Annotated in this window: 14 protein-coding genes, 4 tRNA genes and 1 pseudogene; 11 read left to right on the forward strand and 8 right to left on the reverse strand. The window is 36.7% G+C overall.

The window, feature by feature from the left end; all coding sequences use genetic code 11:
- Nucleotides 1–13: 13 nt before the first annotated feature.
- The gene (locus CIK00_RS11880; RefSeq protein WP_101769071.1) at nt 14–1,891 is read right to left on the reverse strand and encodes a DUF294 nucleotidyltransferase-like domain-containing protein; all 1,878 of its coding nucleotides are present in this window, start codon (nt 1,889–1,891) and stop codon (nt 14–16) included.
- Nucleotides 1,892–2,298: 407 nt separating this feature from the next.
- On the opposite strand from CIK00_RS11880, the gene CIK00_RS11885 reads away from it, so the two are divergent.
- From CIK00_RS11885 to CIK00_RS11905, 5 genes are all read left to right on the forward strand, one after another.
- The gene (locus CIK00_RS11885) at nt 2,299–3,222 is read left to right on the forward strand and encodes a PfkB family carbohydrate kinase (protein WP_101769072.1); all 924 of its coding nucleotides are present in this window, start codon (nt 2,299–2,301) and stop codon (nt 3,220–3,222) included.
- Nucleotides 3,223–3,382: 160 nt separating this feature from the next.
- A tRNA-Cys gene (locus CIK00_RS11890) sits at nt 3,383–3,456 on the forward strand.
- Nucleotides 3,457–3,467: 11 nt separating this feature from the next.
- Nucleotides 3,468–3,543: transfer RNA gene (locus CIK00_RS11895), tRNA-Gly, on the forward strand.
- A gap of 66 nt (nt 3,544–3,609) precedes the next feature.
- Nucleotides 3,610–3,696, forward strand: a tRNA-Leu gene (locus tag CIK00_RS11900).
- Nucleotides 3,697–3,801: 105 nt separating this feature from the next.
- Nucleotides 3,802–3,888 (forward strand) — tRNA-Leu (locus CIK00_RS11905).
- A gap of 101 nt (nt 3,889–3,989) precedes the next feature.
- On the opposite strand, the gene CIK00_RS11910 is transcribed toward CIK00_RS11905, so the two are convergent.
- Nucleotides 3,990–4,169, reverse strand: a complete 180-nt coding sequence (locus CIK00_RS11910; RefSeq protein ID WP_101769073.1) for a DUF3012 domain-containing protein — start codon at nt 4,167–4,169, stop codon at nt 3,990–3,992.
- A 143-nt stretch (nt 4,170–4,312) separates the two neighbouring features.
- On the opposite strand from CIK00_RS11910, the gene CIK00_RS11915 reads away from it, so the two are divergent.
- Nucleotides 4,313–4,564: a hypothetical protein gene (locus CIK00_RS11915; protein ID WP_101769074.1), complete on the forward strand. Its 252-nt coding sequence runs from the start codon at nt 4,313–4,315 to the stop codon at nt 4,562–4,564.
- Between the two features lie 54 nt (nt 4,565–4,618).
- Here CIK00_RS11915 and CIK00_RS11920 read toward each other — a convergent pair whose 3' ends face one another.
- Nucleotides 4,619–5,452 (reverse strand): DUF3108 domain-containing protein, encoded by an 834-nt coding sequence (locus CIK00_RS11920; RefSeq protein ID WP_101769075.1) that lies wholly within the window; start codon nt 5,450–5,452, stop codon nt 4,619–4,621.
- Between the two features lie 365 nt (nt 5,453–5,817).
- On the opposite strand from CIK00_RS11920, the gene CIK00_RS11925 reads away from it, so the two are divergent.
- Nucleotides 5,818–6,036 carry a hypothetical protein gene (locus tag CIK00_RS11925; RefSeq protein ID WP_101769076.1) on the forward strand — a complete coding sequence of 73 codons (219 nt, stop codon included), beginning with the start codon at nt 5,818–5,820 and terminating at the stop codon, nt 6,034–6,036.
- A gap of 143 nt (nt 6,037–6,179) precedes the next feature.
- Entirely contained in the window at nt 6,180–6,653 is a 474-nt protein-coding gene (locus tag CIK00_RS11930; RefSeq protein WP_101769077.1) for a DUF2947 domain-containing protein, read from the forward strand.
- Nucleotides 6,654–6,829: 176 nt separating this feature from the next.
- Here CIK00_RS11930 and CIK00_RS11935 read toward each other — a convergent pair whose 3' ends face one another.
- Nucleotides 6,830–7,660: a pirin family protein gene (locus CIK00_RS11935; RefSeq protein WP_101769078.1), complete on the reverse strand. Its 831-nt coding sequence runs from the start codon at nt 7,658–7,660 to the stop codon at nt 6,830–6,832.
- A 281-nt stretch (nt 7,661–7,941) separates the two neighbouring features.
- Between CIK00_RS11935 and CIK00_RS11940 the strand changes: the two genes are divergently transcribed.
- Both CIK00_RS11940 and ydiJ read left to right on the forward strand, forming a co-directional pair.
- A complete protein-coding gene (locus CIK00_RS11940) occupies nt 7,942–9,390 on the forward strand; it encodes an NAD-dependent succinate-semialdehyde dehydrogenase (protein ID WP_101769079.1) in 1,449 nt (482 codons plus the stop codon).
- A gap of 329 nt (nt 9,391–9,719) precedes the next feature.
- Nucleotides 9,720–12,779, forward strand: coding sequence for a D-2-hydroxyglutarate dehydrogenase YdiJ (gene ydiJ, locus CIK00_RS11945; RefSeq protein WP_101769080.1), 3,060 nt, complete (start codon nt 9,720–9,722; stop codon nt 12,777–12,779).
- Nucleotides 12,780–12,877: 98 nt separating this feature from the next.
- Here ydiJ and aqpZ read toward each other — a convergent pair whose 3' ends face one another.
- Nucleotides 12,878–13,582, reverse strand: a complete 705-nt coding sequence (gene aqpZ / locus CIK00_RS11950; protein ID WP_202820811.1) for an aquaporin Z — start codon at nt 13,580–13,582, stop codon at nt 12,878–12,880.
- A gap of 493 nt (nt 13,583–14,075) precedes the next feature.
- Nucleotides 14,076–14,960 (reverse strand): LysR family transcriptional regulator, encoded by an 885-nt coding sequence (locus tag CIK00_RS11955; RefSeq protein ID WP_101769082.1) that lies wholly within the window; start codon nt 14,958–14,960, stop codon nt 14,076–14,078.
- A gap of 170 nt (nt 14,961–15,130) precedes the next feature.
- On the opposite strand from CIK00_RS11955, the gene CIK00_RS11960 reads away from it, so the two are divergent.
- Nucleotides 15,131–15,817 carry a cation transporter gene (locus tag CIK00_RS11960; RefSeq protein WP_101769083.1) on the forward strand — a complete coding sequence of 229 codons (687 nt, stop codon included), beginning with the start codon at nt 15,131–15,133 and terminating at the stop codon, nt 15,815–15,817.
- A 52-nt stretch (nt 15,818–15,869) separates the two neighbouring features.
- Here the strand turns inward: CIK00_RS11960 and CIK00_RS11965 are convergent, their stop codons facing one another.
- Nucleotides 15,870–16,349 (reverse strand): LabA-like NYN domain-containing protein, encoded by a 480-nt coding sequence (locus CIK00_RS11965; protein ID WP_101769084.1) that lies wholly within the window; start codon nt 16,347–16,349, stop codon nt 15,870–15,872.
- Between the two features lie 96 nt (nt 16,350–16,445).
- Nucleotides 16,446–16,699 (reverse strand): annotated as a pseudogene (locus CIK00_RS11970) (type I secretion system permease/ATPase); the annotation flags it as partial.

A 16,699-nucleotide genomic window follows, 5' to 3' on the forward strand; every position in this document is an offset into this window, starting at 1 on the left:
ACTGCTCTTTTTATTATCTTGCTGATTGATAACGAAATTTTACAAAGTTTTGCGCTTTACTTAATATTTGGAATGCATCTTTGAGATTTCGACGTTCAAAATCAGACATATTTTCAGGTTCAATACTGTTATCAGGCTCGATTTCTGCTTCAATATCCAATGCTTGGTGACGAATACGGACTAAAGAGATGTATTCCATCGCGTCACGTAAGTCTTGTGCTCGACCCGGGGGTAGAATGCCGCTATCGATAATATCATCAAGGCGTTCAAGAGAGTTTTGTGATCGTGAACCAACAGCAAGGGAATGTACGCGAATTAAATCGGCTAACGGCGCTGTACCACGGCGTTTAAGATTGATTGAGTTATTATGTCGACCATCTTTTTCCATTACAAAATCTTTGAAAAATCCTAATGGAGGAGTGCGGTTTAAAGCATTACGGGCTAGACACGCTAAGAAGCGAGGGCTATTTCGTGCTCGGCGGACGATAAAGCCATTAAGTTGTTTAGCCCATTTAGTTTTACCCCATACACCACCAAGATCAAAGAATATTGAACTGTTAAGTAATGCAATGGGTTTAGGATTATCAATCCAATCGGCAAAACAATTTTCCCATTGTTGACGGGTTTTGCGCCATTCTGGATTGGTTGCCATAATATCGCCCGTACAATAGGTATAGCCGCATTCAGCTAATCCATCACAGACAAATTTAGCCAGTTTTTCAAAGTAGGCGTTATGCTTGTCATAATTGAAATGATTATCAAGAATGATCGCATTATCTTGGTCGGTGACGATTAGTTGTTCATCTCGAGCCATTGAGCCGAGCGCAAGAAAACAATATGGTACCGGCGGTAGGCCATATTTTTCTTCTGCGAGTTCAAGCAGGCGTTGTTTAAAGCTTCGACCAATTTCAGCCATCGCACTACCAATCATATGTGAATTAGCATCTTCATTAACCATGCGCACAAAACAGTCTTTAACTTGTGTTGATAATGCCGCTAATTCTTCTACGGATTGTTGCTGGTAGATACTACTGACGAGTAATAAACTGTTTTGAGATTCATAGCGCACAATATCAGAAACACTAATAATGCCAACGGGATGTTTATTTCGCATGACGGGTAAGTGATGAATATTAGAGCGCAGCATGGTAAGCATTGCTTCAAACACATAGGCATTATGATCGAGTGTGATCGGCTCGGCTGACATCACCGTCGAGACTGATTCTGCGGTTGATACGCCAAGCGCTAATACTCGTGTACATAGATCTCGATCAGTGATAATACCAACAATTAAGTCATTATCATCATCATCGTCAGTGATGTTTTCATCGCAGATAAGTAGCGCTGAAATACCTTCATCAGCCATCGTTTGAGCGGCAACTTGAATGGTTGCATTTTGATTAAGGATTACGGCATCGCGAGTTAGTAATGTACGCACTTTAGAAGTGGTTAAATCATTTTCATCATTTTGACGAGAGACAGCGTGGCGTAGACGAGAACCATCATCAACTTCAACAAAGTCAGCAAAACTATCATAGTCATCACAGAGTTTGGTAAATAGGTTACCTGGTATGCAATAGAGTAGGGTGTCTTCTAAGGCTTTTGCGGGCATTCTGACTCGATTATTCATTAATAATCCCATTTGCCCAAAAATATCACCTTCATCTAAACGGTTATATAGTTCTCCTTTGCGACGATAAACCTCAACAGCCCCACTACGAATAAGAAATAAATCATTAATGCTATCACCTAGGTTTAAAATCATGCTGTCTGCACGGTGATAGGCCACTTCAATTTCGATAGCTAATTCGTTCAGTTGTTCTTCTGGCAGTAAATCGAACGGTGAGTATTGGCTAATAAAATTAAGAATTTCTGTTTGTTCTGCTTCCATATCTCAGTCCACATCAATAAAAAACAGGAGCAAGGCTCCGCAGATAATAATTAAAGAGCAATAGATCTTATGTTGTTAAAAAATAGTCTATCACTATTAGAATTGTAACCTATGCCTGTATGGAAATCATATATTGTTAGTTTAATGATTACAGAGATAACTGATAATAATATTGATGTGAATCTAATTAGAACAGGAATATACACTTCAATGAATAGCAGGAAATAGTGTTAAACGCTCAAGAGCCAGAGGTATTTTATTATTACTGGATAAACCCTATTATCATCTAAAAAAAAGTCAAATCTAGAGTATTGTAAAGATAATGATAAAACAGAATGTATTAGGCTTTAATGAGTCAATTTTAAGCGGTGTATTATTGTTTATCGTTATCTCTAGCGAGGGAAGATATGAAGATTGTTTTTTTTGGAGAAGCATTAGTTGAGCTTAACCATTCACCTCGACATCAAACATATGGCGGTAATGTTGTTAATCGTGCTTTATATTTAGCACGGCTAGGTGGTTCGCGTGCAATACATGTTAGCTATGCAACATGTATAGGTATTGAAAAAATATCAATGCAAATGCTGCAATGTTGGCAACGAGAAAATATTGATACCAGTTTAGTAAAATGTTTAGCAACTAAATTTCCTAATTTATGCTTCATCGAAACTGATAACTATGGTCAACGGCATTATCATTATTGGAATAAAGATAATGCAATGCGGTATTATTTCTCTTATGGTCCAGCCTTATTACATCATGCTGTGACTAATAATGACTATGATGCAATTTATATTAGTGGTAGCAGTATTGCGGCATTAACAGATGATGATAAAACAGTGTTATTGAGTTTACTTGAGATACATAAGGAAAAAGGAGGAAAGGTTTATTTAGATAACAGTTTTCGCGCTGATCTTTGGTCAACGAGGCAAGCTCAATATTGGTATGGAAAAATATTTCCTTATGTTGATATCGCCTTTATTGATTTGAATGATGAAATGAGAATTTGGGGAAGCGCACGCTATTTAACCCAGCGTTATATTCAATGGGGATGTCGTGAGGTTGTTTTTAAGCAAGCTAACAGTACAGAATGTACCGTGTGTAGCTTGGTTATTCGTTCTGATGCTTTATTACGAGTAGCAACTATCAAATTGGCAGTGCAGTATGGTGATCAGATAGTGGATAATGCCTTTGTTGCTGGTTATCTTGCTGCTCGAATTAATCAACAAACGATTTCACAATCATTAGTCTTAGCGCAAACACTGAGTCATAGAGTGACAACATCTTTAGATGCAATTATTCCTTCTGATTCAATGCGTGACATGATGTAGAACAGGATGTAATTGACTGTCATATAATCGTAATTGATTGTTTTGCGCATAAAATAGCCAAACAATCAAAAAGTTACAAAATGCAGTTGACTCATTCTCAGTAATCCGTAGAATGCACCCCATACCGCGAGACAACAACGTCTTATCGGTTAGGAAATATGGCGCGTTGGCAGAGTGGCTATGCATCGGATTGCAAATCCGCGTACCTCGGTTCGACTCCGGGACGCGCCTCCATACTTCCTCTTGCGACACTAGCTCAGCTGGTAGAGCGCAACCTTGCCAAGGTTGAGGTCACGAGTTCGAACCTCGTGTGTCGCTCCAAATTAAAAAATATGGCTAAATAGCGATATTTATAGATGGTGTCTTACCCATCGCATTAAATTGCGTGCCCTGGTGGTGGAATTGGTAGACACAAGGGATTTAAAATCCCTCGGCGTTCGCGCTGTGCCGGTTCAAGTCCGGCCCGGGGCACCATCTCTTCTTTTATATAAGTAAAGGAAGTTGTTATAACAGAATTAAAAGATATGGCTAAATAGCGATATCTAAAGATGGTGTCTTACCCATCGCATTGATTTGCGTGCCCTGGTGGTGGAATTGGTAGACACAAGGGATTTAAAATCCCTCGGCGTTCGCGCTGTGCCGGTTCAAGTCCGGCCCGGGGCACCATCGATTAAAAAAGCTCATCATTAGATGAGCTTTTTTTTCGTCTGCTGTTTATTATCTTTATTAATAGTTCATTTAAGATTATGCAAAATGGAGGCTTAGCCTTATTTTTTGTCATCACTTAATCGAATAATACAATTTTGAGTAAATTCAACCGCTTCATTCGCACTCCATTCTCCTTTGGCTTTTTCTTTTAGTTGTTTGCACCATTTTTCACTCCCAACTGTTGGTGTGCATGCTGATAATAAAAATACAGTACTTATAAGAATTAAAATTATTTTCATTGGTATCCTTTTGTGTGTGATATTCACTTTATTAGCTATTTAATACTACACTAGGTGAGAAATAACGGTATTGTATCTATATCGACGTTAGTTAAATAAGTAAGAATCTGATTGTATCTCTTATCATAAGAAGAAAGATTTTAATGGCTAAACCTAATAAAAAAGGCCCAGTTACAACGGTTGATGTGTTGTGTCGCCGTTGTAAAACAGTACTATTTAAATATCGTAAAGGTGGAAAGGGTGCATTAGTGAAGTGCTTTAAGGAGAGGATAAGTAAAGACTTTACTCTACAAGCATGTATTTGCCCTGAATGCCAGACTGTATTTGCTCGTGAAATGTTAGTCAGAGGTACGCCTGCATATAAGATTATTGGCAGTAAAGCAGTAGCGAAGTAATCTATAATTAAACAGCCATCTATATAATGGCTGTTCAGTTGATTGCGATGATGGTTATTTAATGAATACTGAGTTAGTCGGGCAGTTAATTTTTTTACTGATTAATACCGTTTTTAAATCGAGTAATTTACGTTTGTAGGTTGCACGTACTAGTTGATAGTCAATTGAAGGTGCAAACCATAATGAAAGTTGGCGATCACTTTTCTTTATTTGATCAATGCGAATTGCTTTTAGATCACCAAAATTGGTAGCAATTGTTTCTTCTCCGATAACTTTAAAATAATAATGACTAATGTCATCACTATTTTGCAAAATAAAATCGAAATTTTTCTTACCTTGCATTATATCTAATCGCATTTGTGCCGCGATTGCATCACCATCAAGTATAGGTAATAAGGTTTCACTGAATTGACGTGATTTACCATCTTCAATTACTGTTGATTTTGCACCATTATCAGTAAAAGTGGCAGAGACTTTACCTGTCATTAAGCCTTTTATATTACGCTCAAAAGAATCTGTCACAAAACTTTGACGTTGTGGTGACCAATGAAGTGTTGAATGCTGGTTTAATTTTGCTTTAGTGATTAATACATTAACGGTACTGTTAGTATAAATATTTGCCTGAGTACCATTCCAAACTATATTACGCTGATAATTACCAATATCATGTCCTTCAAAAAAAATCTTGTAGTTCAAAGTTTTATTGCATTGGTTATTTTTACTTGGTAATAACTCGGTGGGAATCGTCTTTATTTTTGTAGATGCTTTATTTAGTTGAGTAGAAATATTGTTTACGAGAGAAGACGGTACTAATGTATCTGCGTTAGCATTAATAGCAGTACTGAAAAAACTGACTAGAGAAAAAGTAATAACAGGTAATAAACGCACAAACACTCCTAGAATAATTACAAATAACGGTATTAATTATAGCGGTTTAATCGTCTAACAGATACGCCATAAAACAAACGTTGCTAATTATGGTGCAATATCGAGATTGCAGTATGAATACTTAAAAAATAGCAGAAAAAATATTTTTTTAAAGTTTATTATAATCAATTGGTTAAATACTTCACAAGAAGGCTATATTTTACACATACACGTAAATTAATTTAACTTATTGTTTTATAGGTAAAATTTATTTCAGAGTGTAATGTGAATATATAACAATTTAAAATTAGTGATTTGACGTAATCCGTGGAGAGGCCTATTTTTATTTGGTTGTTATTTGTGTATTTCACTTAGAGGAGTTAGCAATGAAAAAAATGAGCTCGTCATATCGATTACAGATTATTAAGGAAGTTGCCCAAAAACGGCAAATGCAGTCTACCGATGATCCGATGGTGAGGCATATATCTGAGCTGCTTGAATATCATCATGATCGACCTATAAAAACATCGCCTACTTTTTCAGATAATCATTATGATGATCATATTGGTGGTTGGGTCAGTAATTTGTGGGATCAAAATAAGTAAACTAAACAGTGTGATTGGGTGCAATTTTTTGTTGTGCCTTTTTATATCAATAAACCCTGAAATATAAAAATTATTGGTGAGAGACTGGAACAAATATCAACACTGATGTACATTGCGTCGTCTTTATCTTTTTAGGCTGACAAATGAATTATATCGAATTTGATAGTTACGTACGTAAGTGGATTTTTACTCATGCATCAATGCCTGTATCGGAAGCTGATTTAGTACAAATAAAACCATTTACTCAAGCTCGTTCAGCGCAATTGTGGTGTGAACATGTGAGTAACCAAAGTTCTGATGCTGATCATTTTGAGAAAGGCGACTGGGCTTTTGATAAAAAAATTTGGTCAGACTCAATAGATTGGCAGAAAGCTTGGGACAGTGATGAGCCTGAGTTACCAGCAGAGCTACTGGCTGATGTAAAGTGGGAAGATAATACTACTATTTTTTTCTGTTATGAAAAATATAATATTATTGAAACTAAATGGGGTGTATTTAAACGTAATTGGAAGAATTTTTTGTTTTTTGATGATGGTCCATTATTACTTGGTCGTAAGCAAAAGCAAACTATTTGGTTCCAATCAAATGGTACATTCCAAGTAGCAACCCGTCCATAATTATCAATTGATTATTAATGTCGTATACCTATATACGGCATTTTAATTAGATAAATAGTATTTTATTCTTAAAGTTATAAATTGATATCGATATAATATTCTTTTAAATAAAATATAATTTAATTAATAATCTGTTTTATATTTAGAGGTTTATAGTAAAGTTAATATTAACAATTTTATTGGTTAATATTGGATAATAGTTCATTTATTGTCGTTTGGCTTTTATTGATATTATTTTTACACGAGTGGACTGAATGTTGATTTGTTATTAATGGTTGATTTAATGGAATAGCAACAGCAATGAAAAATCGTGAGCTTTGATTCGTTGTTGTGATTATTATTGGTGATGAAGATGATTCAAACAACCCCATTTGAAATGGTGTTAATTTATTATTAGCACTATAAGCGACACCTGACTTTAAGTAAATAAAACCTGATAGGTGTTGTTTAGGTGGTGCAAAATACCAGGTGCTATAAGAGGCCATAATAATATCAAGTAAAATTAGCTCACAATGACTTTTTACGGGGCTAGAATATTGATGATAATGACCCACTAATAGTTTGGTAGTTGAATTATTTGTTTCAATTAATGGAAAGTTATCCTTATTGAATAATTGGCTCTTAGGTTGACACATTTCATTATTATTTGTAGCAGGTAGAGCCATCCATAATTGGAACGATTCACTTATTGATTGCTGTGGCAACGTGGTAGATTTATGAATGATTCCTTGACCACTTGTCATTATATGAACATCACCACTGTTAATTATATGATGTTGTGGTGTTGAGTCATAATGTGAAATAGTCCCTGTAAGAGGATAGCTAATCGCTTCTACACCTGAATGGCCATGAAAGTTAAGACCGTGGTTAGTGGGTGTTTTCGATGTAAAGTGTTCCCATAAAACAAATGGATTCGTGGTTGTAAAATGTTTCTCATGGATGAAAGAAGTAGTAATGCCTTTTTTTATACCATGACGAATATGGGTAAGCTGTCTACTTTTTGGCATAAGATATTTATATCCACTTTAAATGGCAGTAACACGACGTTTATTTTTAATATCTATATTAGCTAAAGCGTAGTCGTGATAATAATTATTTGCTGATGAATAATGCTATTTTTGTGATTTTATTTCTAAGCTCTGGGTGTCTCTGAATGCCTACCTAAGCTGTTATATTAGTAAGGTTGTAATATAATAACGTAATCAATTAGTTATTTATTTTAATGAAGAGTGTTAATGAGCACTTTTTTTGTTACTAATTCATCGATAAAATAAAGCAAGGTATCGTAATGACATTATCTTTAGGTGGTTTGTTTAAACAACAAGCGTTTATAAATGGTGAGTGGGTCAACGCATATTCAGGAAAACACACCGTTGTGACTAACCCTGCAACAGCTGAAGTCATTGGAAATGTACCTTTGATGGGGGCTGAAGAGACACGAGTTGCGATAGATGGTGCAGATAAAGCGTATCGGCAGTGGTCAAAAACAACCGCAAAATATAAAGCGGCCGTATTGCGTAAATGGTATGAATTGATTATTGATAATACGGTTGAGTTAGCTACTATTTTGACCTTAGAGCAAGGTAAGCCACTTAATGAAGCTAAAGGCGAAATAGTCTATGCTGCAAGCTTTGTTGAATGGTATGCCGAAGAAGCTAAGCGGATGAATGGAGAAATAATTCCAAGTCACAAAGCTGACGCAAGAATTTTAGTTTCACGCCAACCTGTTGGTGTTGTGGCGGCTATTACGCCATGGAATTTCCCTGCGGCAATGATCACCCGTAAATGTGGTCCTGCATTCGCTGCGGGTTGTGCTGTGGTATTAAAACCCGCACCTGATACTCCCTTTACCGCATTGGCATTGGCGGCATTAGCGCAAGAAGCAGGCATTCCTGATGGCTTATTCAGTGTTGTAACGGGTGATGCGGTTAAAATTGGCGCTGAACTTACGGGTAATAAAAAAGTTAAAAAGATTTCTTTCACAGGCTCTACAGCGATTGGTAAATTGTTAATGGCGCAAGCGGCTGCCAGTGTAAAAAAAGTATCATTAGAATTAGGCGGTAATGCACCCTTTATTATTTTTGATGACGCTGATATTGATCGTGCCATTGACGGTGTGATGATTGCTAAATTTCGTAATGCAGGCCAAACATGTGTCTGTGCTAATCGCATTTATGTACATAGTAGTATTTATGAACAATTCATTGATCGATTACGTCAACAAGTGGTATTACTGAACGTCGGTAATGGATTAGATGACGGTGTGACTATCGGGCCTTTAATTAATCGAGCTGCGGTTGAAAAAGTTGAACGTCATATTCATGATGCGATGTTAAAAGGTGCTCACTTAGTGTTAGGTAGCCAACAACTTTCGAGTGACTGTTTTGTTCAGCCAACGATTATTCGTGATATTCGAGATGACATGTTAGTTGCAACCGAAGAAACCTTTGGCCCATTAGCGGCTATTTTTAGTTTTAATGATGATCAAGACGTTATTGATCGTGCTAATAATACTGATTCAGGCTTGGCCGCTTATATTTATACGCAATCATTATCGCGCGCATTTAATGTGAGTGAAGCACTTGAATATGGCATGGTAGGCGTGAATGAAGGCCTTATTTCAACTGAACTTGCACCATTTGGTGGCGTTAAAGAATCAGGATTAGGTCGAGAAGGTGCTCATCAAGGCCTAGAAGAATATACTGAAATGAAATATACCCTGATGGGCGGTATTTAGTCATCTTTGTATTTTTGTTCTATTAAAAATAAAGCTCTTTTTAAGGGCTTTATTTTATTTACTTGCAATATAAACAACATTTTTACCATAAATTGAGGCTTTGTTACTGTTATTAATATAATAGCTTTACTGGCTGGTATTATAGGTGATGAACTTATAAATTGTTTTGTTTTGTTTTGTTTTGTTTTGTTTAGTTTCTAGGTAGAGTAAAGTGAAAATATACACTTTCAACGTATTGTTAAAGTGATTAATAATAAATAGTAAATCCAGTGCTATTGGAAATGGCTGCGCATGATTGCGTAATCACTGGAAAAGGGAGAGTAAAAAATATGTTACCTGCATTAACCTATCAAAGTAGTATTGATCATGTCGTACTATCATATTTAACTGCACTATCTGAAGCTGGATTTCAAGGTGATATTGAACAGAGTTATGCTAGTCGATTAGCGGTTGCAACTGATAATAGTATCTACCAACAGTTACCCCAAGCGGTGGTATTACCTCGTAATATTGATGATCTTATTCTTATTGGGAAAATAGGTTGTCATGATGATTATCAGAGCGTTACATTTTCTCCTCGTGGTGGTGGTACGGGAACAAACGGTCAATCCTTAACATCTGGAATTGTGGTTGATCTTTCTCGCTATTTAAATCAAATCTTAGAGATTAATATTGCTGAAGGTTGGGTACGTGTTCAAAGTGGTGTCATTAAAGATCAATTGAATGATGCTTTACGTCTCTATGGCTATTTTTTCTCACCTGATCTTTCAACCAGTAATCGTGCCACGATTGGAGGCATGATTAACACCGATGCTTCTGGTCAGGGTTCATTAAAATACGGCAAAACATCTGATCATGTTTTAGCACTGACTGCGGTATGCGTTGATGGTTCGGTACTTAATACTGAACCGCTAAATAATGATCAAATTATGGCATTGGATGATACTGTGTTTGTTAATAATGCCATCAAAACAACCGCTCAAATTTGTCGGAATAAACGCCAACAAATAGTTGATAAATTCCCAAAACTTAATCGGTTTCTTACTGGTTATGATTTGAAACATGTTTATGATGAACAACTTCAACAGTTTGATATTGCGCGCTTATTATGTGGATCTGAAGGATCTTTAGCCTTTATCGCAGAAGCTAAGTTAAATATTACGCCAATTCCAAAATCTCGCACGTTAGTCAATATTAAATACGATAGTTTTGATTCTGCATTACGCAATGCACCGATGATGGTGGCTGCCCATGCATTATCGGTTGAAACCATTGATTCAAAAGTATTAAATCTAGCCAAAGAAGATATTGTTTGGAATACGGTTGAAGATCTATTAATTGATGTACAGGGAAAAATCATGTTAGGTATTAACATGGTGGAGTATGCCAGTAATGATCTCACAGAGAACCAACAACACGTTGCAGCATTGTGCCAACAACTTGACCAATTAATAGCAGATCAACAAGCGGGTATTATTGGTTATCAAGTTTGTGATGATTTAGCCAGTATCCAAAAAATGTATACCATGCGTAAAAAAGCAGTGGGGTTATTAGGGGCTGTTAAAGGGGCGAAAAAGCCAATAGCATTTGCTGAAGATACCTGTGTACCACCTGAACATTTAGCAGATTTTATCGCTGAATTTAGACAGTTATTGGATGAAAAATCTCTTCAGTATGGCATGTTTGGACATGTTGATGCGGGTGTCTTACATGTGCGTCCTGCGTTGGATATGTGCGATCCCCAACAAGAATTGTTAATGAAAGAAGTGTCTGATCAAGTGGTTACATTAGTCGCTAAATATGGCGGTTTAATGTGGGGCGAACATGGTAAGGGATTTCGTTCTGAATATGGTCCTGCTTTTTTTGGTGAAGAATTATTCACAGAGCTACGTCGAATTAAAGCGGCGTTTGATCCCCATAACCGTATGAACCCAGGTAAAATTTGTACACCACTTGGTAATGACAGTGAATTAGTTAAAGTTGATAGTGTAAAGCGGGGTTTTTATGATCGACAAATTGCTGTAACCACGAGAGACAGCTTTAAACAAGCCATGGAATGTAACGGTAATGGTTTGTGTTTTAACTATGACACCAGCTCGCCTATGTGCCCCTCAATGAAGATCTCAGCTGATCGTCGTCATTCACCTAAAGGACGAGCAGGGTTAGTACGTGAATGGCTAAGACAATTAGCAGAGCAGGGGATCAATGCTGATGAGTTAGAACAGCAATTATTAACCACATCTCCAACAATCAAACAGATCATAGATCGCTTAAAAAATACTTATGGTTCTAATCGTCATCGCTATGATTTTTCACATGAGGTCATGGACGCGATGAATGGTTGCTTAGCGTGTAAAGCATGTGCAAGTCAATGTCCTATTAAGGTTGATGTACCCAGTTTTCGTTCACGATTTATGAATATTTATTACAGCCGTTATCAACGCCCAGTAAAAGATTATTTGGTGGCGTATGTTGAAAATATTTTACCGTTAATGGTGAAAGCGCCAGTCATCGTAAACAGTGTAATCAGACCACAATGGTCGAAAAAGTTAACCTTAAAGACTATTGGTTATGTTGATATGCCATTACTGTCGGTACCAACGTTATCTGAAAGTTTGGATGGCCATCATGCGTTATGTTTTGACATGTTATGGTTACAAGCACTATCAGATCAGGAGCGGGAGAATTACGTTTTAGTGGTTCAAGACCCTTTCACTAGTTTTTATGATGCGCAAGTTGTACGTGATTTTATCCATTTAATTGAGAAACTAGGTAAAAAGCCGATTTTGCTGCCATTTAAACCTAATGGAAAAGCACAACATGTAAAAGGATTCTTAAAAGCGTTTGCGAAAACAGCAACATCAACGGCTGATTTTTTAAATCAATTAGCAGTATTGAATATACCGATGGTGGGTGTCGATCCTGCTTTAGTATTGTGTTATCGCGATGAATATACTGAAGTGTTACAACAACGCCGAGGTAAATTTATGGTTTTAACTGCTCATGAATGGCTATTACCATTATTACAGCAATTACCGCAAAGACCATTGCAAAGTGATAAGCCATGGTATCTGTTTGCCCATTGTACGGAAAAAACCAAATTACCTAATGCTGAAAAGCAATGGGGAGCTATTTTTACGCATTTTGGCGGTGTTATGGAATCTGTGCCTGTTGGTTGCTGTGGAATGGCGGGTACATTCGGTCATGAAAGCGATAAATTAGAAGCGTCAAAGAGCGTGTTTAATTTAAGCTGGAAAGAGAAGATTGATCAGTATGACTCCACTCGCTGTATGGCAACTGGCTATTCATGTCGTAGCCAAGTTAAACGATTGGAACATATTCAATTTAAACATCCAGTACAGGCGTTGTTACAGTTGGTTGGTCTCTAAATGTGAAGCTGATGAGTACCGTATAAATTATAAGCCATAAAAAAAGCGAACTTAATGATTAAGCTCGCTTTTTTATATTCAATATTGGCTTAGTAAACTTAGCTTACTGAACGGTATTCATTGTCAGGGCATAACCAGCGGTATACAACACCAGCAATAGCAGCACCAATCAGAGGTGCAACCCAGAACATCCATAATTGTGATGTTGCCCAGTCGCCAACGAATAATGCAGGACCAGTACTACGAGCAGGGTTAACTGATGTATTAGTTACAGGAATACTGATTAAGTGAATCAGTGTTAGTGCTAGACCAATCGCAAGACCTGCCATTTGTGGAGAAGCAAGCTTATGTGTTGCACCTAAAATTACGAATAAGAACATGAATGACATTACAACTTCGGTAACGAATGCAGACAACAAAGAGTAATGACCAGGAGAATGGGCACCGTAACCGTTAGAAGCAAAGCCATTTGCAAGATCAAAACCAGCCTGACCGCTTGCAATGATATAAAGCACACCAGCACCAGCAATACCACCAAGTACTTGTGCTGCAATGTAAGGAATAACGTCACCTGTAGGGAAACGACCGCCAGTCCATAGACCAACAGTAACGGCTGGGTTTAAGTGACAACCTGAGATATGACCAATTGCGTATGCCATGGTTACCACAGTTAAACCAAATGCCAGAGCAACACCTAAAAATCCGATACCTAAATCAGGGTATGCCGCCGCTAATACAGCACTACCACAACCGCCTAAAACTAACCAACCGATGCCGATAAATTCAGCAACTAATTTTCTCATCATAAAGCTTATTTCCTTTTAAATTACGATTAAGGGTACGTTAGAAAATATAAATAATTAATTGATATAACTTTCTTTTTTACTCTTGTAATGGCTCACTGTTCATATCAAGCTCGTTACTAATAATACTGTTATGTTATTACATATTATGTCAGATCGTTTTCGTAATAGTTGTATGTACTATTATTGAAGCTAGCATTAGACGATCTTAATTTGTGGCGCACATAGTGAATTAAAAACGCTGTGCAATCTAGCTTGTAATTGAAAATTTACTATAAATTATTTTGCTAAAGAATAATTTATTCTCATGGATATACGATATTATATGAATATTTATTTATAGGTGAGAATAAGTCTAGCAATAGATGGCTATTTGTCAGGTATATTTATCATTATTTTAGATAATGCTCTTAAAATGCGATTATTTTATAAATTTATGTTTATGCTATATTTGTGTAATTAATTATGATGTTGTAAATGTGAATATTGAGAATTAATCGCTTTCATCGAATAAATAGGTTTCTAATTGTTCAGATAGCCATTTTACAACGGTACCGCGTCGAGCTTCATTTTCAACAACCTCACCATATGATTGCCAATTCATGGCTCGATTATATTTAATAACCTTAAGTGTCCCTTCTCGTAAGTGCTGTTTAATAAGTATTGCGGGTAATGATGACCAGCCTGTTTGATCAAGTACGGCATCGCGTAAGTGTTCATAAAAAGATAAAGCGATATATTTCCCGGCTTTAGGTGTCACGATACGTAAGCTTTCTTCATCAAAGTAAGCGACAGCAATCTCAGTATAGCGTTCAAGATCGGCATCATTTACTTTTCTCAGTTGACTCAGCGGGTGATTTTTATGAGCAACAGACATCATACGCATTTGTCCTAAGTCTGTTTGCTGTAATCGTGAGAAAATATGAGCATTAGGTAATAAACCATAAGCGACATCGACAAGATTCTTTGCCACCATTTCTTCTAGTTCTTGTGTTGGAGCACTATAAATCGAGACACTTGTTTGTGGGAATTGAATGCGGATCTGACGTAATAATTGACGCCATAATGATTCTGGTAATGAATCATCGCGAGCAATGCGAATACTTGCCTCAACACCAATATTATATTGCTCACAGCGAGTGTGAATATCTCGTGCAATTAAGATGATGCGTTCAAAATCATTGACTGTTGCTTCACCAATCACTGTTGGTGTAATGCGATTACCACTGCGGTTTAGAAGCTCAACGCCTAAGGTGTCTTCTAGTGCACTTAACGATGCACTAACAGTTGTACGACTTTTCCCATGACGACGAGCAGCTTCGGCAATTGAGCCTGTTTTTATTGTTGATAGAAACATTTCAATTTGAACTATTTTCATTGACGACACCGGTGGGTTAAATATGGCGGTATGTGGGTGTGTAATTGCACTTTTCAGCGACGATAAAATTGACGCTCAGTGATTATAGTATTAATAGAAGTGATTGTATCATCTCATTAGTTTCATAACTTAACAAAAAAACGACGAAAAATCTGTCGATTGAGGCCTATATGTCTAGTTCAATGCAACAAGAGCGCGGTTTACTCCTGTTGTCTTCTGTGTCATCGTTTACTTTTGCTATTTTAGGGATTGTACTTGGGTCACTGGTTGGTTCTTTAGTGATTATTTTTGATGGTGCATATTCTTTAGTAAGCTTGGCGTTAACCATGTTGTCTCTGGGTGCTGCGCATTATCTTCATAAACCTGAAATAAACAAAGATAGTTCGCAAGTCGCAATGATAGCTCCTGCTGTTATTACGATTAAAGGCTCAGTGATTGCTTTAATGTGTATATGGTCATTTTATTCAGCTATTGAAGCTATTTTAGCTGGTGGCCGTGATATCAATGCGGGTGTGGCTTTAGCCTTTGGTATGATTAGTGTTGTGGGTTGTTATGGCACATACCGTTATATCAAAGTCAAAAGTGAAAATATTTCATCAGCATTAGCTGACGCCGAAGCAAAACAGTGGGTAATGGATACTGTTATCAGTGCTGCTGTATTAATGGGTTTTGTAGTCGCAAAAGTATTGATGATGACTCAATATGCACATTTAGCTGTTTATGCAGATCCTACAATGGTGATTTTAGCTTCTATTTATTTCATTATTGTCCCTGTCAAAATGGTGCGTCAAGCCGTAAGTGAATTAATGAACATTTATAGCCATTCAGATCTTGTTCATGCTCCGCATGTAAAATAATTCTGATAAAAAAAAGGCCAACATATAATGTTGGCCTTTTTTTTGAATAATCCTAACGTCCAAGGAGTAAGGTGTTTTCAATTTCTCGATAATGTTGTGCAGTATTAATTAAAGAGGTCGCTGTTAAACCGGGAACGCCATAGACTTCAACAACAGTATTATATTTGGTTTGTACTTTCTCGACCAGTAAATCAAAATCACCATCACCTGATAATAAAATAATACGATCGGCATCGGCAGCGTGTTCTAGTACATCAATAGTAATGCCCACATCCCAGTCACCTTTTGCTGAACCATCACTACGTTGAATGAACGGCTTTAATTTTACCTCAAAGCCAATGCCACGCAGTATATTTTGAAACTGTCGTTGTTTTTCATCACCCTTATGAATGGCATAAGCATAAGCGGCAACAATTTCTCGCCCTTGTGATACTTCTGCCCAAAAAGCATTGTAATCGAAGTTACAATGATACTTTTCTTTAACAGTATAATAGATGTTTTGGACATCGACAAAAATCGCAACTTTTTCCACGAGAATCCTAAATAGTTTGAGTAACCAGTTTGTTATGGTGGACAAACTGGCCATATATTACAACTATTATTAATTAAAATAGTTACGTGTACTATTTTATTTATTTGTTGGAGATTGATTAATATTACCGTTACGTAATGTTTGTAATACTTGTTCTTTAGGGCCATCAGCAACGATATGACCATGTTCCATAACGATTAATCGATCAACCACATCAAGCATCCCCGTTTTATGGGTGATCAAAATTAATGTCTCATCTTGCTTCATTTGACGTAACTGCTGCTTAATATACATTTCTGAACGATTATCCATACTACTTGTAGGTTCATCCATAATAAGTACCGGTGGTT

It is taken from the genome of Photobacterium carnosum (genome assembly GCF_002849605.1).
Classification (GTDB): Bacteria; Pseudomonadota; Gammaproteobacteria; order Enterobacterales; family Vibrionaceae; genus Photobacterium; species Photobacterium carnosum.